This is a genomic window from Mucilaginibacter pedocola, from assembly GCF_002013915.1.
Classification (GTDB): domain Bacteria; phylum Bacteroidota; class Bacteroidia; order Sphingobacteriales; family Sphingobacteriaceae; genus Mucilaginibacter; species Mucilaginibacter pedocola.
The window spans coordinates 291,594-312,610 of the sequence record NZ_MBTF01000036.1 but is presented as its reverse complement, the minus strand read 5'-3'; the positions used below and the strand labels follow the sequence as shown (position 1 = coordinate 312,610).

The window sequence follows — 21,017 nt, the reverse complement described above, 5'->3', positions numbered from 1 at the left end:
GGTAAGTTTATTATTATTCAAAAACAACACCTTTTTGCAAATTTAAAATTATGGTAATTTTAGATTGAACCCAAGCTTTAAAATGCTTAAAATCAATAGGTTTTTTAGGGGTAAATTAGCAATTCTTCAAAGGAGCTAAATTTGAATACCTAACCAGCTATTGTTCAAAAACACTCGTATTTAGGCGATAACTACAACGATTTTAGCTAAATATGCTCAATTTATTTTATACCTTTAAATATCAACACCTTGCCAATATGAAACCTTTCAAAGCCATCCTCGCCGTTTTATTAGCCTTAACTTTTTTCAACGCCAATGCCCAGCAAAAAGATACATTATTAAAAAAGAACACTATCTACGGAAACAATAAAGCCGTGGGCAAATACGCTGATATCCGCGGCTTTAAAATGTACTACGAGGTTTACGGCAAGGGAGAGCCATTGTTAATCATCCACGGCAATGGCGGCTCTATAGGCGACTTCCGTTACCAGATACCGTATTTCGCTAAAAACTACATGGTGATATTGGCAGATAGCCGCAAACAGGGCAAGTCTACCGATGCCACCGATTCGTTAAGCTATGAGATGATGGCCGACGACCTTAACGGACTGCTGGATAACCTGAAAGTAAAAAGCGCTAACGTAATAGGCTGGAGCGATGGCGGTATTGAAGGATTATTACTGGCCATGCGCAACCCCGATAAAGTAAAAAAGCTTGCTGTTACAGGTGCCAACCTTTGGCCCGATACCACTGCGGTAGATAATTACGTAGCCGATTTTGTAATGAAACAAAACATAGTTGGCGCCGATAGCGTGAAGAAGATGAAAAACCCATCGGTAGAAATAAAGAACCAGCTAAAACTATTACACCTGCTCAGCTACGAGCCGCACATAACCCGAGAGGCACTACACAAAATAAGCTGCCCTACCCTGGTTATAGGCGGCGACCATGATGTGATAAAAGCTGAGCATACCCTGGCCATTGCCAAAAGTATCCCGCAATCGTACCTATGGATATTACCAAACTCGGGGCATTCAACACCTATTTTCTACAGGGATATGTTCAACCAGGTGATAGGCGATTTCCTGAGCAAACCGTACAGGAAGATAGAGGGTTGGAAGGTGTTGGAGTAACACATCCGTACTACCACGTACAAAAACATGCCCAAAACACGCTATTTACGCAAACCACTTAAAACCTGAGTTTTACCTGTAAACACCAAACCCGTTTACAGTAATGAAAACACACTTAAAAGCCCTCCCTAAAGTGGTAGTATTAATGCTGCTGCTTATTACGGCCACTATCTCCTGTAAAAAAGACAAGAAGGTAGAACCAACACCTGTTACGCCCACCAGCAGTATGACGGGTACCATTGATGGCAAAGCCATTAAACTGGATGCCAATGCGCTTACTTCTACCTATTACTCTTCTGCCGGAGACGACAGCAAAGCGTTGGAAACTACAGCCACACTAAACGCCGATGGCGATAAACTCAAATTCTTCATCAACGACCTGAAGAACGGCATCACCAACATTACCAAAAAATCGGGCACCTCGTTAAACCCGGGCTCGCATACCATCAGGCTGAATGCCGATACCCAAAGCCCTGTTCAATCTTATGTTACCTACTACAGCGCCAGCAACGCCTATTTTGCTTACTCAGGCACTATCGAGGTTCTAATTACGGAAACTACCATCACCGTAAAATGGAGCATCAACTTTAAAGATGCAGCTGGCCGCGAGTTTAATTCGGCAGGTTCGTTCACCTTTGTAAACTTTATTGCTACAACCAAGCCAAAATCGGAAGTGAAAGACCCTACCCCGGTTGCCGCCACGCCTACCATCGAAAACATTAGCCCCACATCGGGCAAATCGGGCGATACCGTTTCTATCACCGGTGTTAACTACAGCACTGTGTTGGCCGAGAACGATGTTAAATTCAACGGCACTACCGCTACCTTAAAATCGGCAACTGCTACCCGCATCGTAGCTTATGTACCGCAAACCGGCACTACCGGCGCAATAACCCTTAAAGTAAAAAACAGCGATTTAACCACCGGTCCGGTATTTACTTATGTGCAGCCGGCAACCATTACCAGCATTACCCCGCAACAGGCACACGTTGGCGATACCGTTACGGTTAAGGGCACCAACTTCAGCACCGTAATTGCCGAGAATGAAGCCGGTTTTAACGCAACACCGGTACGCCTCGCCGGTACTGTAATATCGGCTACCGCAACTGAACTGAAGGTAATTGTACCGCAAACGGCATTAACCGGGGCATTTACACTGCGTGTTCGCGGTGGGGCTACTCTCACCTGGGATTTTGTAGTGTTGCCTACCCCTCCGCCACCAACAACCGGCGGTACCTGGCAGGATGTTAACGTACCCTTCAATTTCTCGGAAATGAATATGGCAGTAAGCGCAGGCAAAAGTGTACTGTTCGCCAACAAGGGGCAAAAATACCTGTACTACTCGGCAGATGGTGCTACTTACAAAAACGTTATTGATAGCCTTCCTTTTGATAGGGTGAATGTTATTATAAACCGATTGGCGGTTGATAACACCACTTACTATGTGGCCACAAACCTGGGCCTGGCCAAATCTACCGACGGGCAGCATTGGGTGAAGTTAACCCCATCGGCAAACCTGGCCAACCAGGGCTTTAACGGCATTGTTGCCCGCCGTAACACTGTTGTGGTGATGAATGGCAGCACGGTATTTTGGTCGAACAACCAGGGTGATACCTGGAACAACCAAACCATGGATAAAGGCGGTGCCATTTATCTTGATTATATCTTCAGCGATAGCTCGGGCAAATATTTCTATTCGATAGATGTTAACCGCGATTCGGGCGATGGCGTTACCAAAACCCTTTATGTAAGTACCGATCAGGGTAAAACATGGTCGGCGCAAAATGCAGGCGTTACCGGGCGTTACCTATTCAGCGGCGGCTACCCCGAGTTGTATGGCTCTACCAACTCTGCGCAGTTCTTGTTGTACTCGCCAACTACTTCGTCCATATTTGATATGCGTGTATTTCGCTCTACCGACCAAGGCAGAACATGGACTAAAGTAAGTGACGACCAAACCTATTTTGTAAAAGTATCGGGCACTACGGTAGCCTTTGGCGATACCAAGCTGCACCTATCTAACGATGAAGGCGCAACCTTTAAAATTGTTGATATACCTGCAGGTTTCAGCATTGGCGGTTACGTAAAAACAGATGATTACCAATACATCTTCTGCACCAAAAACGGCACTACTACTCACAAAATATTCCGCATGGCCAATTAACAGGCAAGCATAAAAACAGAACGCCTCACCATAACCGGTGAGGCGTTCTGTTTTTAATATTGTTTTAGCGCGGTATTATTGCGTAACGGTAGCCGCACCCGTTTGGAACATGTGGTTCCAGGCCATGTAAACGATTACCACCACTACAATTACCGTTAATACAATAATGCCGAGGGTACCTTTACGCTTATCCTGCTTTAATACCCAAACCAAAAAAGCCAAAAGCGGCAGTACAAAAATTATCCAAAAAATTAGTGATGCGGTAGTCATTGAGCCCCCTACCCCCCTAAAGGGGGAATTAATATGTTATAAAAATTATTTGTTAACTAATTTGCCAACTCCTGCTCCCCCTTTCAGGGGGCTGGGGGGCTTAGCTGCCAAACGGCATCCTCGCCATCGGCGATACATCCTGCCCTACAAATTCGCCCTGAAGGTATTTATAATGTCCGGCAATGGCTATCATGGCAGCATTATCGGTACAGTATTCAAATTTGGGGATAAAGCAGTTCCAGCCTTTTTCGGCGCAGAGGTTTTTAAGCCCTTCGCGCAAGCCGGTGTTCGCCGACACCCCGCCTGCCAATGCAATATCCTGTATGCCGTATTCTTCGGCAGCGCGCTTTAATTTGTTCAGTAATATAGTAGCTATGCGTTTCTCTACCGAGGCGCAAATATCAGCTATATTTTCCTGGATGAAGTCAGGATTCTTAGCTACATTATCGCGGATGAAATACAGTATGGCAGTCTTCAGTCCACTAAAGCTAAAATCGTAACCCGGTATTTGCGGCTCGGGGAATTTGTAGGCATCGGGGTTACCCAACCTGGCATTCTTATCAATAAGCGGGCCACCGGGGTATGGCAGCCCCAATATTTTGCTGGTTTTATCCATGGCCTCGCCCGCAGCATCGTCAAGTGTTTGGCCTATTATCTCCATATCAAAATAGTCTTTCACCAAAACTATCTGCGTATGGCCGCCCGAAACCGTAAGGCACAGGAAAGGGAATTTCGGCTTTTCATCGGCAATAAAATGGGCCAATATATGGGCCTGCATGTGGTTAATATCTATCAGCGGCAGGTTACGGGCCAATGCAAACGCTTTAGCGAACGATACTCCTACTAATAATGAGCCCAAAAGCCCAGGTCCGCGCGTAAAAGCTACTGCATCAATATCATTTTTGTGTACTTTTGCGTTCAATAATGCTTGTTGCACAGCAGGGACAATGTTTTGCTGATGAACTCTCGAAGCAAGTTCGGGAACTACGCCGCCGTAGGCTTCGTGTATGGTTTGGTTGGCAATTACATTGCTCAATATGCGGCCATCAACACACACCGAGGCAGAGGTTTCATCGCATGACGATTCGATAGCTAATATTACAGGCACTTTTATAAAGTAAAGAATCGGAAGTTGAAAGTCTTAAGACACTTCTGCTTCCGAATTAATAAATAGATATTCAGAAGTAAAACACTTTAAGCGTTTTTGAATTTTTACTTTTGAATTTTTAATTAAACACAAAGTTATTAAAAAACTACTCAAAATAACGTTAGGCACCGTACTGGTTATACTGCTGTTTGTCAGTATTGTGTTAATATTATTCCAGTACAAGCCGGTGCAAACCTGGGCGGCAAAAAAAGCCACCACTTATCTTTCTAAAGAACTCAATACTAAAGTTGATATCAAAAGCCTCTATATCGTTCCGTTCAAATCGGTAGTGTTAGAAGGCCTTTACGTACTGGATAAGCAGCAGGATACGCTTTTGAGTACCCCAAAACTGGCTGTAGAACTTAGTGGCTTTTCTCTCTTCAGCAGCATTAAAAAACGCGTTATCGATTTTAAATCGATACAGCTGGATAACGGCAACGTATACCTTAAAAAGCAAAAAGACAGCACCAGCAATCTTAAGTTCATTATAGATTATTTTAACTCGGGCGGCGATACCACCAAAAAAGATACCGCCAAAGGCAGGCCCTGGAAGCTCAACTTCGAGAAAATAGCGCTTAATAACTTCCATTTCCGTTATAAAAATCACCTGCGACCGGCGCTTGTAAAAGGGGTAAATTTTAACGATGTAGATGTAAATCACCTCAGCATCATTGTGCGCAATATGGACCTGATGAACCACCTCTTTAAGGCGGACATTACCGGGCTTACCCTGAGGGAAAAAAGCGGTTTTAAGGTAAATAACTTTAATGCCAACGCTACTATAGATACTACGCAAATATTGCTGCAAAACCTGGATATTGTTACGCCAAGCTCCAAACTGCGCAACTTTTTTAAGATGACCTTTAAGTCGTTCGATGATTTCGACGATTTTGAGAATAAGGTAACCATGGATGCCGATATCAAGTCGTCGCACCTGTCATCAAAAGATATTACCTACTTCACTACATCGCTTGGTAAAGTAAATTTCGAGTTAGGTGTTGATGGGCGCATTCGCGGAAAAGTGAATGCCTTACGCGCAAAAAACCTTACGGTAACGGCCGCGCAGGCGACTTTTGTAAAAGGCGACTTTAACCTTACCGGCCTGCCCGATTGGGATAACACCTTTCTCGAACTAAAATTCGAGCAGGTAGCTACCAACAAAAAAGACCTTGATTATTTATACCAGCACTTTACCGGTACACCAACTGCAAAACTGCCCGCTATAGTAAGCAAATTCGGCAACGTGAATTTTGCAGGGCGCTTTACGGGTATACAAAACGATTTTGTGGCTTATGGCACCTTCAAAACCAAACTGGGCCGGCTTGACCCGGATATAAACCTGAAGATAGACAAGAAAGGCAACCCGAGCTACAGCGGCAAACTCACCGCAACAAATTTTGATGTGGGTGCATTGCTTGATGATAAAGACCTTGGCCGGACTTCGCTATCGGGCAACATTAAAGGCAGCGGTGATGATATTGCCACCCTGAATGTAAAAGGCGATGCCCGTATTAAATACATTGGCTACAAGGGCTACAATTACAGTAACTTAACTACAAGCGGTACCTTCATCAAGAAAATTGCAGCGGGGCAGATAGCCATTAACGACAAGAATGTTAAGCTCGATCTTGCAGGCAGCATCAACCTGAATCCCAAGCTGCCTATAATTGATTTTACAGGAAACGTTGAGAACGCCCATCTCCGCAATCTTAAATTATTGGGAGATACCATTACCGTCACCACGCAGCTGAATACTAACTTTTCGGGTACCAACCTTGAGAACCTCGACGGGCATATCCTACTCACCTGCATCCGCGTTACCGACCCGCGCCAAAGCTACGTGGTAGATACCGTGAATATTGATGCAGAAGGTAAAGGCGATGCGCGCACTATTTCCCTGCACTCGGATGTGGCCGATGGCAGCATTAAGGGCAGTTTTAACCTGGCCACGCTGCCCTCGTATTTTAAAACCATAGCCAAAAAATATATCCCCAGCTTAAAAACGGATATTACGCCGCCCAAGCCGCAGAACTTTGATTTTAACCTCACGCTGAAAAACCTCGACCCGGTGCTGGCCATCTTCCGCCCCGATTTGAAAATACCCGACCAGGGCACATTTGTAGGAAAGTTCAACTCCAACGAGAAAACTGCAACGCTGAATGGTTATATTAAAACAATAAAAATGGGCAAAATGGTGTTTCACGATTTCATTATCGATGAAAGCACCAGCGACGATATGCTGGGACTAAACGTTTCGCTGAACCGTGTAGACCTTACGGATAGCCTCTACATCAAAAACATCAACATTACCAACTTTCTTAAAAACGATAGCCTCAACTTCAACGTGAAGTTATCAGATAAAGATGCTACCAACCAGTTAGACTTGTACGGCTTGGTGGAGTTTGGCCGCGATACCACGGCTAAGCTAAAGCTGCTGCCATCAGATGTGATACTGGAGCGCCAGAGCTGGAAGATACAGGAGCAAGTACGCATACGCTTTTTAGATGGCAAAACTCAGGTATCGGGCTTTGAGCTATCAAACGGGATACAAAAAGTAAAAATAAACGGATTTATATCTGATAGCCCTACGGATGAGCTGAAGGTGAGTTTCCAGAAGTTTAGCATGGCTACGTTAAACCAGTTAACCAAGCCGGCGGGCATAGCCCTTAGAGGTTCATTGAACGGCGATGTGGTACTTTCTGCCGTCACCAAAAAACCGGGGATTGATGCCAACCTGAATGTCGATTCGCTCTTTATGAATAAAACGCTGCTTGGCGACGTGAAGATAAAATCGAAACTGGATAACCAGCGCGAACAGGCAGATGTAAACATAAACATTACCCACCAGGGGCTGGAAACGCTGAATATTGCCGGTATATACACACTTGGGCACGATGCCGGCGACAACCTCGATTTTGACGTAAAGATGGACCATACCGAGGCCATCATTTTCGAACCATTTGTAAAGGGGCTGGTATCTGACCTTAAAGGCACCGTATCGGCCAACCTGAAGCTCTCCGGCTCACCATCGAACCCGGAGCTGGACGGCGACCTCTCCCTAAATAATACCGGCGTTACGGTTGACTACCTCAAAACCGCCTACACCGTAAACCATAAGCTGAATGTGCACAACAGCGTTATCAGCCTGGATAATATGGTGCTGAAGGATTTCAGGGGCGGCACCGGCACGGCAACCGGTAAAGTTGACCTCACCAACCTGAGCAATCCTTACATCGACATTACGCTGGAAGCCAAAAACCTGCTGGCACTAAACTCTACCTTTAAAGACAACCACCTGTATTACGGTACGGCCTACGGCACCGGTACTTTTAAATTCAATGGCCCGGTTGATAACATGAAAATAGATATTACTGCCAGTACCGAGGCGGGTACCATCTTCAATATTCCGCTGAACACTTCTACCACGGCGGCCGATTACGACTTCATCCGTTTTGTTGACCATAACGATACCACGCGCAAGGTAATCACCAAAAAGAATGCTTTCAACGGTGTTACGCTAAACTTCGACCTTACGGTTGATGAGCAAACCATTGTACGCATCAGTACCGATTACGGCGTGCTGGAAGGCACCGGGCAGGCGCGTAATCTTAAGCTGAACATTAACAGCCTGGGCGATTTTGAGATGTTTGGCGATTTCCTCATCACCTCGGGTAAGTTTGAGTTTACCGCTAAAGATTTTATCAGCAAAAACTTTGTGGTGAGCCAGGGCGGTACCATCCGCTGGACGGGCAACCCCGCCAATGCCGAAATAAACCTGAAAGCCCTTTACGAGGTGCGAACGGATATACAACCCCTGTATAACGCGGCGGGCTTAACGTCGCCATACGGTTCAAAACAGGTATTGGTGCAGGCGGAGTTGCTTATCACCAAATCGCTGATACAGCCAAATATCGATTTCAACTTTACCTTCCCGGTCGATCCATCTATTAAAGACGACCTGAGCACTTACCTGGCCGATAATAACAACCGCAGCCAGCAGGCGCTGAGCATTATTGTGCGGCGAAACTTTGCATCGGGCACCGGTACTAACATAACCAACCAGGTATTTGGAACAGCAAGAGATGCGGTGAGCGAGTTCGCTTTCAACAAGCTCAACAGCTTTATTTCGCAATCGAATATCAAAAACGTCGATTTAAACATACGTTCGTTCAGCGATGCAAGTTTGGGCCTTAGGCTAATAAACGAGCGATTGCTTTTGAACGGAAGCTTATACTCCAACACAGGCACAAACGATATTTTTAATAGCTCCAGCCTTTTCAGTTCCGATTTCCGCACGCTGAATAAAGACTTTGAGATACAATACCTCATACGTAAAGATGGCAACCTGCGTGGGCGCTACTCGTACCGTGCGCTAAACAGTACTACGCTAAACACTATTAATGATCAATTGGGCACGCAGTATGTAAACGGTATCGGTTTGGTTTACCAGCGCGATTTTGACACCTTTGGCGAGTTTATACGCAATATATTCAGGCAAAGCCGCCGCAACAGGGCACCGGTAAATCCACTGCCCGTAGCCCCTGCAACCACAGCCCCGCCCGTAACGAACGCCGCCCCCGACGATAACGACGGAGGCGACGATAATATAGACGATTAGAATATAATTTCTGTTTAGTGTTCGCGCATGATGGCGTGGTCCATCTTATCGCGTTTGGTGCGCAGGTAGGCTTCGTTGTGCGGGTTTGAAGCTATTTCTATCGGCAGGTTTTCTACCACTTCCAAACCATAGCCAATAAGGCCTGCGCGCTTTTTTGGGTTGTTGGTTAACAAGCGCATTTTTGATATGCCCAGGCTGCGCAGTATTTGCGCGCCAATGCCATAATCGCGCTGATCCATACCAAAGCCAAGCTTAATGTTAGCTTCTACGGTATCCAGCCCGTTCTCCTGCAAATGGTAGGCTTTCAGCTTATTTACCAGGCCAATGCCGCGGCCTTCCTGGTTCATGTATACAATAACGCCTTTCCCTTCTTTACTGATAATTTCCATGGCCTTATGCAACTGCGGGCCGCAATCGCAACGGCACGAGCCGAAGATATCGCCGGTAACGCATGAGCTGTGCACGCGCACCAAAATAGGTTCGTTGGGTTCCCATTCGCCTTTTACCAGCGCAAGGTGGTTTTCGCCGGTGTCAAGCTGGGTGTAGGCTATCATATCAAAATCGCCCCATTGGGTTGGCATTTTTACCGATACCTCTTTCCGTACCGATGATTCGGTGTTGAGGCGGTAAGCTATCAGGTCTTTAATAGACACGATGGGCATATCAAACTCGCGTGCCATCACCAACAGCTCGGGCAGGCGGGCCATGTCGCCATCCTCTTTCATTATCTCGCAGATAACGCCGGCTGGTTCAAAACCTGCCAGTACCGATAGGTCAATAGCAGCCTCGGTGTGCCCGCTGCGGCGCAATACACCGCCGTCTTTGGCTATCAGCGGGAATATGTGCCCCGGGCGGCCCAAATCCTCGGGTTTGGTAGCAGGGTCAATTAATGCTAATGTTGTTTTAGATCGGTCGGACGCCGAGATACCCGTAGTGCAGCCATGCCCCAGCAAATCAACCGAAACGGTGAAATTGGTTTCGTGCGAGGTGGTGTTGCGGCTAACCATTGGCTCCAGTTCAAGTTCGCGTGCGCGCTCTTTGGTAATGGGCGCGCAAACCAACCCGCGGCCATGGCGTACCATAAAATTAATGGTTTCGGGGGTAGCGTTTCGGGCGGCTGTTAAAAAGTCGCCTTCGTTTTCGCGGTCTTCATCATCAACCACTATGATGGTTTTCCCGGCTTTGATGGCCTCAATGGCCTCAGGAATAGTATTAAGCATGATGTGTGTCTTTCTTAAGCTTTAGCGGTACATAAGTGTGCTAAAGGTTTAACAAAGTTAAATGATAAATTATTTATAACGGTTTACGATTTGTAAAACTATATGGTTGCCTTACGCCGGCGGAAACGCCTGAAGAAGCGCTTATAAACATCCATATCAAACAAAGCCGAATCGGTCGCTGATTTATAGGTGAGGAATAAACCAATGGGCAGCAATGCAATAATGGCTATCCACGACCCGATAATAGGCAGCAGATCGCCCTCTTTGGCAGATTTTTCGCCAATGGTACCTATGATGTAGTAAATAAGGAAGAAGATAACCGACATTACCACAGGAAGCCCTAAACCACCCTTGCGGATAATAGCACCGAGCGGAGCACCAATTAAAAAGAACACCAGGCAGGCAGCCCCGAGCGTGAACTTTTTATGGTACTCTAAAATATAACGGCGGATATTTTTGGTGGCATCTTTATAATTTAAGGTGCGGTTGCGCAGCATATCCTGTATCTGGCGCACCTCGCTGGCAGCGTTGTTGTATGCGTTCAGCTTATCGCTAATTCCTTTCAGCGGAAGCGTATCGGCAGGCGCTATGTGTTTGACACCGGGCGCCTTGTCAGGTATCGAAAAATATTTAATGTAAGGCTTAACAAGGGTGTAATTGGTACCCGCTGTACTATCCACATTCATTTTTGCCGAATCTACATAATGATCTAACTGCCGCAGATTCATCATCATTGAGGCACTCCTAAACTCGTCTTGCGGGGTGCGCTTGATCGTTAGGTCGTCCATTGAGAAACGCTGCTCGGTCTCCTTGAATTTAAACCGCGTAAACCTCTGCCTGGTAAAATAATTATTCTCGCTGGGCTCTTCCTGGTACCGCACGCCGTTTTTTAGTTTCAGTATTAAAAACAGGTCGTCTTTACTGCGGTACATTAAGCCCGATTCGGCAAAAGTCACACTCTGATTTACTTCAAGGTTCTCTTTTTTGTAAATCATAATATTGTGAAGCGTTTGTCCATCGGCGTCTTTACGCCCAACGCGGATAGAGTAACCCGGGAAACGGTTGCTAAAAATATTTTCAGGCAAAAAATCGGCTGATTTTTGCTTGCGGACATCATACAGCAACGAATAGTATTTAAGATTGGCGATGGGCAGCATCCAATCAGAAAAAGCGAAAGCCGCCACGCTGAGGATAGCCACAACGATCATCATTGGGTACATTGCCCGGCGTAACGATATACCAGCTGATTTGATGGCCACCAGCTCGTAGTTTTCGCCCAGGCTGCCGTATGTCATGATAGATGACAGCAATACCGATAGTGGAAGCGCCATGGCCACGTTGGTAGCTGAGTTATACATCATCAGCTCCAGTATCACATACCACTGGAAACCCTTGCCAATAAGGTCGTCGATGTATTTAAACAAAAACAACATCAGCAGCACAAACATCACAATAAACAGCGTGACAACAAATGGCCTGATGAACGACTTTAAAAGTAAGAGGTGTATCTTCTTCATTCCGGGGTAACCGTGCAGCTTGCTCGCCGCGCATAATGCATAACCGTAATTACCGGTGCATATTGTAATTACGGCCGCAAAAATACCAAAAATAAAGTTTGCTTAAGCGCCCAGCACGCTAATGAGGTAATCTATCTGGTTATCCCAAATCTGTTTTCGCTCGGTAAGGGTTTCTTCGGTGGCAAAATCGGTAATGCCCAAAGCTACATCGTTGGTGAGCTCGTCCTGCAGAATTTCCATCTCAAAATAGGCCTGCGGCTCATCGTCGAGCCATTTAAAACGCACCAATTTGTTCTCTTTTATGGCTACAAGCTTAGCTTTTTGGCTTTCACCATCCCAAGTGAAGGTATAAATCTGGTCGCGCACGTTAACATCATCAGCAAACCATTGCGATAAGCCATTCGCCTCATTTAGAAAAGTATACAATATTCTTGGGGACGATTTTATTTCGTATTCGAGGGTAAATTTCTTCTTTTCGGACATGGGCGATTCAGTAGTTAGCAGCCATTAGGGTGTAAATGTTAACATTTTTTCTAAAGAAAACTAATTTCTGCTATATTTGCAAACCTTTTTCGGGAAGCATCTAAATATATCCCGAAAAACAAGCGGCAAAAAAAGCTGCAAATACAACACCACCCGGCGGGGTAGCTCAGATGGTTAGAGCGTAGGATTCATAATTTCCTCTGTAATAATCCAATTTGTTGCAAAATGTGCTTAAATGGCGTTTTTGAGGGGTTCCACAAACCACAAAACACCACCAAAACACAGGTTAATCCAACCGAACCGTTAACAAAACCGTTAACAAAATGCGACCTTTGAGAAGCACACGGAAACAATTTTTAACCTTAAAAATGTTTCCAAATGGCAACTGCAAAAATCGTGACCTGGAGTCGTCCCGACAAAAACAAACAATTCCCTATTGGTATTAAAGTTTCTCAAAATGGAGTTCCCGCTTATTTGTTCGAGGGCAATGCGCTGGCTTCTCGCGATCATTGGGATGCAGCAAAGCAGCAAGTAAAAAAAGCACACCCGCAGCACATGCGCATGACCAACTTTTTGATCAAGCGCCTTGCTGAAATCAACGGTAAAATCCTTGAGTTTGAAACCGACAAAAAACACTACACGGCTGAAAGCCTCGTCGAGGCTATTAAGCCAAAACCGATAAAAGAGGTTGCGCCACCGCAGCCGATACCGGCACCGAAAGCCGCCTTGTTCAAAGAGGTTGCCGATAACTACCTCGCAGAACAAAAGAGCCTCGGTAACTTCGACGTTTGCAAAACCGATACAAGCAAGCTGAAACGGTTTTATGAGTTTGCAGGAGAAAAGGTAACGTTCCCTGAAATAACCGTCGAACACCTGCGCCGTTACACCATATTCCTGCGCACGGGTAACAAGCGCAATATGAAAGAGGTTAAGCCACTTAGCGAACGCACGGTTACTAACCATTTAATCGTTATCCGCACCATCTATAACCGCGCCAAAACCGCCGGACTTGTCGGTAATGAAACTTACCCGTTTGGCGGCAAGGGAAAAATCAATATCAAGTTCGGCAAGACGGAAAAGATCGGGCTTACAGGCGAAGAAATCAACCAACTAAAAGAATACAAGTTTTCCGAGCAATACAGCTACCTGCACCATAGCCGCAACATATGGCTAATATGCTTTTACTTCGCAGGCATGCGCATCACAGATGCGCTGCTACTGAAATGGTCGGATTTTCAGAATGGGCGTTTCTATTACACCATGTCTAAAAACGGCGAACCGGGATCGCTGCCTGTGCCTGCGGTGGTGGTAGCCATCATCGAAGAATACAAAGCGGTTGAGCCAACACATGGGCTGGTGTTCCCGTTCCTGAAAAATTTGGAAAACCTTGATAACCGCTATTTGGTGCGCAGGCGCATTAACTCGGTTACAAAGCTAATCGGTACGCATATGGGCGTTACCATGGGCTTGCTTAAGATCAACAAAAACGCATCGCCGCACAAAGCCCGCCACGCTTTCGCACAACGTGCCGAAGAAAAGGAGATACATCCCAAAGTGCTGCAAAAGATGTATCGCCACGAAAGCATTATTACAACGATGCAGTACCAATCGAACTTCTCGCACCAAAAGGCGGATGCGGCATTGGAGGCGGTGTTAGACTTCTAAATAGGTACCAAGGGGCTTTCGCCCCTTGGTTTAAGAGTGCCTTTCAGCAATGTTTTTACAACTACTTGGTTCATATAGACTGTTTATTTTTATTTTAACAAGACCTAAAACACACAGAAAGACATGGCAAATCAACAATTAGAAAATCGGGCGAAAAAGAAAAACGCCCAACTGGCGGCGTACGCCTGAAATGCTCGTCGGTTTAGTAATTAAAGACAACCCTATTTATGCTGTAAATTACTTGCTGCAAGAGGGTGGTGTCTTGCAGCAAGTAATAAACGTACAGCTAGCGCCTTTCATCAGATGGGGCTAAAGAAAGTTATTTACGGTGAGCATGTAGACATGAGTGAAAATGATGTCGTGATCAGCAAGTAAAAGTAATGCGCAATTCTCTCGTAAACTTTCAGAAGGCCTGTCAAAGCGTGTACGATTTAACGAAGAGGAACAACGAAAAATCGGCGTCGTATAGCAATTATTGTAAGGTGCTGAGAACCGATATTTAATAGCTCCTTCTAACGCATTTTTCTAAAAGAAATTGGAACTTATTTGTTAGATTTATAACGTCACAGCGAGTTAGTTTTCAACACATTCACCTGTATTCAAAGACCTAAAACTTTTCACAATGAAACCCAATACCAGTCTTTTTTTAGGATTCTCAGCTTTCGGTTTATTGATTGGCTTCATAGCAGGAATTACCTCGGCACCAATCACTAATACCATACTCGTATCACTTTTCGCGTTGATCGGCGGAAAGACACTTTTTGATAGCATCAAGCAAGGTGCTGAGATTCAGAAGAAAGTTGGGTTTATTTTAGCTGCGTTGTCTATTTTTTGTCTAATTGGAATTACTGTTGGCATATCCATTAAAGTAAATCGTTCATTTACGCAGTCGACCATCCAGCCTTCACCGATTGATACGATATCGTTATTAAGAAATTACAAAACGGACATTATCGAAAGCAAGTGGCGAAACGGCGAAATCTCTGGGGATTCAGCTATGCGGTTAATTCTAAAAGAAAAAGAACAATGAAAACTAACAACTTTTTGACAAGCTTACTTTTCTTTACATTGTTTAATTGCGTTTTGGCTAAGGCGCAAGATTATAATTCATTCATTGTCAGGATATACACAACTAAAATCGACCGAACTACCGGAAAGAGTAATTCATTTATAGGGACAGGTTTTTTTGTGAAGATAAATGATAATATTTATATAAGTACTGCTTACCATTTGATCGTAGGTAGCCGGGATATCGATGCTCATTGTGTCAGTGGGCAACTATCTAATATAGCAGTAGCGGCTTACAACGAAGAAAAAGATATTGCGTTGCTTAATTTTCAAGCACCTAATCGTCTGCCTGTAAATTCGTTGAGTATTTTATCAGTACTACCTAAAAGATTATCTTCTCTAAAAGGCGTATTGATAGGTAACCCTATGGGAATAGAGCGATATAAAGTAGAAGTTGATTTCAACATGGATCAACTCATTCCTTCAAAAAGCTACAAAATTCTGTCTACAGATGTTAGCTTGGATCTGCTACCAGCTACAGCGACGGTTAATAACGGCATGAGCGGAGGTCCGGTCATCCTTAACGGAAAGGTTGTCGGGCTTCTCTCTGGTTCATTTAATCAGGGTGGATCTATGCTTGTGGTTATTCCAGCATTTTATCTGATCAATGACCAGAAAATTAGCAATCAGTTAAAAAATGGCTTCAATCTATCACTCAGAAACGGCAACAAGCTACCTCCACTCCGACTTTATAGGCAGGGGCGCGGCTATAACGAATTGGTTAGGAACGAAAAAGTTGAAACCGTGCCCCCGTTAATATACGATCAATTTCAGGCTGCTGTATTGAGCTTCCGATCAGATAATCTCATTTTTGCGCGCTTACTAAATGAACGTATACAATTATTTTTGGTTTATCGTAACGCGATAAAGCGTGCTACGGATGTTGCTGATTTTATCAAACAATCTAAACAATATAATTTTTTACAGAGCATCAACGATTCCTTACTGTTGAAATCGGCAGCGTTGATGAGGGAAAACACCAATATTAAAAGCGCACTCTTCGGTGAAATAAGCAATGAAAATAAAGATAATAAAGTATACACTCAGTATGTCTTGCGTGAGGCTATTCCGATTATTTTCCGCTTGGATTCGATCAACCAGGAGAACGCAATTATTGACAAATCAGTGGCGGTTAATTCACAAAAGATTTTTGAACTTGAACGTGATTTGCAAAAATTTGCCGGAAATAATGATTTTCTTCATACGAGGGAAACACGTGGGGAATGGTTAGAATCAAATATAGAGTGGTGCCGGCTGACACTGAAAAAACTAAGTTCTTTAAATTTGTTATTTGATAGTGAGTTGCTTCTGAAAGATTTGATGGTTGAATCTTTGATATATACGGACAAGCGACGGGCTATTCCCAATGAACAGTAAGATGCAGCAATAACTTTTGTCATTTCTGTCGATACGGTTTTCTCACAGTAAATCCAGAAGCAGTTTTTGCTACAGTAAGTTGCCACTACCAGTTATAATGGATTCTGATGAACTAGGATTAGCTACAATATTTGAATGTACTATTTAAGAAAGTGGATTGCGTTTGCTTCTAAATTCAAAATCACCACAGTATTTGTACCGCTGGTAACGTAATTCTTTAAAATGTATTTCTCGGGGGGGGGGCGCTTCCATTTTTTTTAACATTGTGCCCCACTAAAAACAGAATTCAATTCGGACACATATATCTACCAATAGATATTTTTTAAAGTAGTAAAGTGTTATCATTAAAGATATGATTATTTAATAAACAATATTTATATTTGATATACCGAAACTTTTCACAATGAGAAAAAAAAGACTCGCATCCACCATTTTTTTTATTTTTTGCTTTGCCTTTTGTTTTGCAGCACTTTACAGCCCCTCAGGCGACTGGTCTGGGCACCTAGTTAAAGATGACGGTACTAATTACCCTTTAAATTACCATTTCGTGGTTAATGAAAGCGTATTAACAGGTACAGCAAAAAGCGAACTCGGAGAATTCCCGATAGACTCCGGTAAGGTAGGCACCGGCGGCTTTTCCTTCAAAGTTACTGTTAACGGATTAGATATCAACCACAGCGGTAAATTCTACCAGGATTCTGTGGGGCTAGATATTGAATTGAATGGAGCCCAAGCCCATTGTACGTTGCACAGAAACGAGCATTGATCTTTCTCCGATATGATTTTATTTAAAGTTGAGTGGTAGATAATTCGCCGGAATTCAATCAATCAAGTAGTTGCCGCAGCGGTTCTTCCGAAAACTCATTTATGCTTTTATACTACTAAATATTCTAATAATATATGCATTGGCTATTTAAATTTTCATGCCGCGTAACGATAATAGTGATCTTTGGGCTGTTATTATCTAATACGATATACTCGCAAAGTACTACGGTAATACCGCCATCGCCTAACGCGGCTTCTATCGGTAAGTATGGTGAGATCCCTCTTAATCATAGTTCTGGCCTTCCAAATCTGAGTATACCACTTTTGAACCTAAGCCAAGGCTCATTGAGCCTTCCTGTCTCTATCAATTATAATTATAGCGGTTACCGCCCGTCAGATCTGCCTGGAGTTATAGGCAGGGGATGGTCGTTAATGGCGGGCGGGCTCATAACACGGACAGTTAGAGGATTGCCCGACGAAAGGCATGGTAGTGGTGTCTTTGGGTATTTGTATAACAGCGCCAATATAACCAGCATTATAAACAAGGATGGTACCCTTAACTGTAGTGGGGATGGCTGTCCGGTTTGCTTTAACAACGGTTCGTGTGATGGCGAACCTGATATGTTTTATTTTTCGTTTGGCAATGTAGCAGGAAAGTTTTTTTTCGGTGAAGACGGCCAACCACATATTGTTTCTGACAGGAAACTAAAAATTAGTTATGTAAATATTAATACATCTCTCAGGATTAAAAACGGAATATTTGATAATTTTTATGGGTTCAGTATAACGACTGAAGATGGGACGATCTATCGGTTTGGCGACCCGGCAAAGTCTATTGGTGACATTGATCCAAATCAGCCCATGCAAAATGTAGAATTCTCTTTTTCGCAAAGTGAATTTTTTAACCCTTATATGGACAATTACATTACCCCTGTCACCGCGTGGATGTTGCGGGAAATAGAGGATGTAAATGGCAATAAAATATACTTAACCTATCAAAATGATTATAGGAATTCCAGCGGCTTTTTTTTTCAACAAAACCGGCAAAGGATAACAGTCTTGCCTTACGACTACTTTCACAGGCGGCCGGGCCATACTGAAAGTTCGCTTACAGGTTTGACCTATTCTGTGGCATCAGAAAATTTGTTAACGAAAATTGAAAGCACAAATTGGAAGGTCGATCTTTATTATAAAAATACAGAGCCGAACGAACTGCATACTTTAGATTCCATTTCTTTTTGGGACAATAAAGGCAACGAAATAAAGCACTTTGGCCTGGAGTATTCCAGTCGTGATATGCTAAGTGTACTGACTACCTTGAACGAGAGGCCAAATAGTGCAAGCCCGATGGTTCGAAGGCACTCTTTTCTATATAACAGTTTTCCGGCAGGCGCTATCAATATAAGAGCTTTGGACTACTGGGGCTACTATAATGGCGCAAACAATACCAGCCTGATACCTTTTGCACCCTACAATGCCAATCGTGCCCCTTTATTAGATTCTACGGTGATGGGCGCTTTAAAGAAGATAACGTACCCGACGGGAGGAGCCACAACTTTCGAGTATGAGCAAAATGAGTTTAGTTTTACAAGGAATTATACGACCAATACGCTACGGCAGCCTTGCGGGGGCATACGCTTGAAAAAAATTACCGATACCGATATTGCGGGTAATCCTCCTGTAGTAAAAACATATTCTTACGATTATTTTACCAGCCCGTCGCTTTCCAGCGGATTTATTTCTGCCCCGATAAGTAATTACTACTATAATTTCTATGTCAGTCAACCGAGTAATGATTTTGGGGGGATCTTTGGACCGTCGGTGCCAGATATCCAAACAAATTGGGAGTTCTGGAAATCAGATCCGTTTTATTCCCTTTCTCTCTTGCCTGTATATTACGCCAATGTAAGGGAAACCATAGGCAACTCGCTAAAAACGGACTTTACTTTTACATCCCATTTGGATTATCCGGACGAGCTGGGAGTCAACTACGGCTTGGGCGATAACCAGGTTGGTAGCTATGGAAGTTTCGATTTTGCTCGTTCACTACCAAAAAATGTCAAATATTATAAAAAGGACACCCTGGTACTTGAAAAACAAACTGACTACACAGTGAGCGTTAATTATCGCGCAAGGACACTTTGGAGGCAGGTAGCCGTATCCACGCCCAACGTAGTTTTCCAGTTCATTAAAGGGTTAAGCACAATTTCGGGAACGGCACTCAAAACCAGCGAGACAACTAAAAGTTATTTTCCCGCTGAGGTTGTGAGTACAACAAGTTACGAATATGACCCTAACTATCATTTTCAAAAAAAACAAGCACAAATTAACAGCGACGGAAAAGTAACGGAAACAAGTTATAAATACCCTTTTGACATGCAGGGCAGTGTGTATTCCGGAATGGTCGCCAAAAACATTGTATCGCCTGTAATAGAAACTACTGTTGCTGTTAACAATGTTCAGCAGTTACTTTCCCGTACCAATTACGGCATTTTCAATGATAGCCTTTACCTTCCAAAAACAGTAGAAAGCCAGGTTGGAAATAACGAAATTTTTCTAAAAGGAATTTTGAATGATTACGATGCAAAAGGTAAACTGCTGGAAGAAAAGATTCCTGGCGGGATCAGTACCTCCTATCAATGGGGATATGGTGGCCAATATCCCGTTGCGAAAGTAACAAATGCCCATAACTATTCTACTACAGTAACGGGCCCGGGTACCGGAACAAAAAACATTGCTATTTACCTTGGCCCAACGGGCGGTAACTACCCTAACCCGTCAACGACTACATTTGTGCAGGCCACAGCGGGCGATATTGTTTTGCAATTTTCGGCAGGGGCGCCCTATAATGCTACCAGCACTTCGTTCAGTTTCACCCTTTCTGGCCCAAGCAATAAAAGCGGGTCGTTTTCATGCAGCAACGGTACCTGCAATTTACCAGTAGGCGGGGCAATAACCTACACCAATATGCCGCAAGGAAATTATACGCTCTCTTTATCCGGTAGTACAAGTTTTCAAAGCTATACTTTTCAGGTCGGCATTACTTGCTCATATCGGGCAATGTTGCAAAATGTTATTACCGAAAACCAGTATTTTCATGAGAATTTCGAAGATGGGAACGGCGACAGCCCGGCAGAAGACAGTAAAACGGGGCATTTTAGTAAACTATCTTCCTACTCAAAAGCGCTAACGAACCTTGTTAATGGAAGCTATATATTATCGTATTGGGCAAAAACAGGCGGCAGTTGGAATTTTGTCAAAATGAATGTATCGGTTACAAATAACAGTTATCCGATAAACATTACGGGACAGTCCGACGACCTACGCTTTTATCCTGCCGATGCGCAGATGACGACGTACACCTACGACCCTTTGGTAGGTATGACCAGCAGTACTGATGCTAAAAACCAAACCACTTATTATGTGTATGACGGTTTTCAGCGGCTTATTACTATCAAAGACCAAAAAGGCAACATCCTGGAAAATTACGATTACCATTACAAACCTTAACCGTTCACTTTCACAATAATGAGGCACCACCATAAAATTTACTACTTAGCGGTTCTTCTTACAGGGCTGCTTTTTCCCTC

General features: G+C 44.0%; 13 protein-coding genes. 8 read left to right on the top strand and 5 right to left on the bottom strand.

Annotation, left to right across the window (positions count from 1 at the left end):
- Positions 1 to 257 precede the first annotated feature (257 nt).
- Positions 258 to 1,133, top strand: a complete 876-nt coding sequence (locus BC343_RS26005) for an alpha/beta fold hydrolase (RefSeq protein WP_078350812.1) — start codon at positions 258 to 260, stop codon at positions 1,131 to 1,133.
- A gap of 103 nt (positions 1,134 to 1,236) precedes the next feature.
- The gene (locus BC343_RS26000) at positions 1,237 to 3,297 is read left to right on the top strand and encodes an IPT/TIG domain-containing protein (protein WP_078350731.1); all 2,061 of its coding nucleotides are present in this window, start codon (positions 1,237 to 1,239) and stop codon (positions 3,295 to 3,297) included.
- A 75-nt stretch (positions 3,298 to 3,372) separates the two neighbouring features.
- Here the strand turns inward: BC343_RS26000 and BC343_RS25995 are convergent, their stop codons facing one another.
- Together BC343_RS25995 and tsaD are read right to left on the bottom strand one after the other, a co-directional pair.
- A complete protein-coding gene (locus BC343_RS25995; protein WP_078350730.1) occupies positions 3,373 to 3,567 on the bottom strand; it encodes a hypothetical protein in 195 nt (64 codons plus the stop codon).
- 100 nt (positions 3,568 to 3,667) lie between these two features.
- Positions 3,668 to 4,675: a tRNA (adenosine(37)-N6)-threonylcarbamoyltransferase complex transferase subunit TsaD gene (gene tsaD, locus BC343_RS25990; protein WP_078350729.1), complete on the bottom strand. Its 1,008-nt coding sequence runs from the start codon at positions 4,673 to 4,675 to the stop codon at positions 3,668 to 3,670.
- A 199-nt stretch (positions 4,676 to 4,874) separates the two neighbouring features.
- On the opposite strand from tsaD, the gene BC343_RS25985 reads away from it, so the two are divergent.
- Positions 4,875 to 9,332: a translocation/assembly module TamB domain-containing protein gene (locus BC343_RS25985; RefSeq protein ID WP_078350728.1), complete on the top strand. Its 4,458-nt coding sequence runs from the start codon at positions 4,875 to 4,877 to the stop codon at positions 9,330 to 9,332.
- Positions 9,333 to 9,346: 14 nt separating this feature from the next.
- Here BC343_RS25985 and BC343_RS25980 read toward each other — a convergent pair whose 3' ends face one another.
- The 3 genes from BC343_RS25980 to BC343_RS25970 form a co-directional block, all read right to left on the bottom strand.
- On the bottom strand, positions 9,347 to 10,552 hold the full coding sequence (locus BC343_RS25980; RefSeq protein ID WP_078350727.1) for a bifunctional 3,4-dihydroxy-2-butanone-4-phosphate synthase/GTP cyclohydrolase II: 1,206 nt from the start codon (positions 10,550 to 10,552) through the stop codon (positions 9,347 to 9,349).
- A gap of 98 nt (positions 10,553 to 10,650) precedes the next feature.
- A complete protein-coding gene (locus BC343_RS25975; protein WP_078350726.1) occupies positions 10,651 to 12,069 on the bottom strand; it encodes an LptF/LptG family permease in 1,419 nt (472 codons plus the stop codon).
- Positions 12,070 to 12,171: 102 nt separating this feature from the next.
- A complete protein-coding gene (locus tag BC343_RS25970; protein ID WP_078350725.1) occupies positions 12,172 to 12,552 on the bottom strand; it encodes an START-like domain-containing protein in 381 nt (126 codons plus the stop codon).
- 378 nt (positions 12,553 to 12,930) lie between these two features.
- Between BC343_RS25970 and BC343_RS25965 the strand changes: the two genes are divergently transcribed.
- From BC343_RS25965 to BC343_RS25945, 5 genes are all read left to right on the top strand, one after another.
- Positions 12,931 to 14,217: a tyrosine-type recombinase/integrase gene (locus BC343_RS25965; protein ID WP_078350724.1), complete on the top strand. Its 1,287-nt coding sequence runs from the start codon at positions 12,931 to 12,933 to the stop codon at positions 14,215 to 14,217.
- Between the two features lie 622 nt (positions 14,218 to 14,839).
- Positions 14,840 to 15,247 (top strand): hypothetical protein, encoded by a 408-nt coding sequence (locus tag BC343_RS25960; RefSeq protein WP_078350723.1) that lies wholly within the window; start codon positions 14,840 to 14,842, stop codon positions 15,245 to 15,247.
- On the top strand, positions 15,244 to 16,662 hold the full coding sequence (locus tag BC343_RS25955; protein ID WP_078350722.1) for a S1 family peptidase: 1,419 nt from the start codon (positions 15,244 to 15,246) through the stop codon (positions 16,660 to 16,662). The genes BC343_RS25960 and BC343_RS25955 overlap by 4 nt, the downstream gene beginning before the upstream one ends.
- A 403-nt stretch (positions 16,663 to 17,065) precedes the next feature.
- Positions 17,066 to 17,428: a hypothetical protein gene (locus BC343_RS25950; protein ID WP_078350721.1), complete on the top strand. Its 363-nt coding sequence runs from the start codon at positions 17,066 to 17,068 to the stop codon at positions 17,426 to 17,428.
- A 323-nt stretch (positions 17,429 to 17,751) separates the two neighbouring features.
- Positions 17,752 to 20,937 carry a hypothetical protein gene (locus BC343_RS25945; protein ID WP_162276949.1) on the top strand — a complete coding sequence of 1,062 codons (3,186 nt, stop codon included), beginning with the start codon at positions 17,752 to 17,754 and terminating at the stop codon, positions 20,935 to 20,937.
- Positions 20,938 to 21,017 lie beyond the last annotated feature (80 nt).

What these genes read in the sequence shown, in the direction of transcription:
- BC343_RS26000 (WP_078350731.1), top strand. Translation starts at nt 1,237, where the DNA reads ATGAAAACACACTTAAAAGCCCTCCCTAAAGTGGTAGTATTAATGCTG.
- BC343_RS26005 (WP_078350812.1), top strand. Translation starts at nt 258, where the DNA reads ATGAAACCTTTCAAAGCCATCCTCGCCGTTTTATTAGCCTTAACTTTT.
- BC343_RS25965 (WP_078350724.1), top strand. Translation starts at nt 12,931, where the DNA reads ATGGCAACTGCAAAAATCGTGACCTGGAGTCGTCCCGACAAAAACAAA.
- BC343_RS25995 (WP_078350730.1), bottom strand. Translation starts at nt 3,567, where the DNA reads ATGACTACCGCATCACTAATTTTTTGGATAATTTTTGTACTGCCGCTT.
- BC343_RS25950 (WP_078350721.1), top strand. Translation starts at nt 17,066, where the DNA reads ATGAGAAAAAAAAGACTCGCATCCACCATTTTTTTTATTTTTTGCTTT.
- BC343_RS25980 (WP_078350727.1), bottom strand. Translation starts at nt 10,552, where the DNA reads ATGCTTAATACTATTCCTGAGGCCATTGAGGCCATCAAAGCCGGGAAA.
- BC343_RS25975 (WP_078350726.1), bottom strand. Translation starts at nt 12,069, where the DNA reads ATGAAGAAGATACACCTCTTACTTTTAAAGTCGTTCATCAGGCCATTT.
- BC343_RS25955 (WP_078350722.1), top strand. Translation starts at nt 15,244, where the DNA reads ATGAAAACTAACAACTTTTTGACAAGCTTACTTTTCTTTACATTGTTT.
- BC343_RS25960 (WP_078350723.1), top strand. Translation starts at nt 14,840, where the DNA reads ATGAAACCCAATACCAGTCTTTTTTTAGGATTCTCAGCTTTCGGTTTA.
- BC343_RS25970 (WP_078350725.1), bottom strand. Translation starts at nt 12,552, where the DNA reads ATGTCCGAAAAGAAGAAATTTACCCTCGAATACGAAATAAAATCGTCC.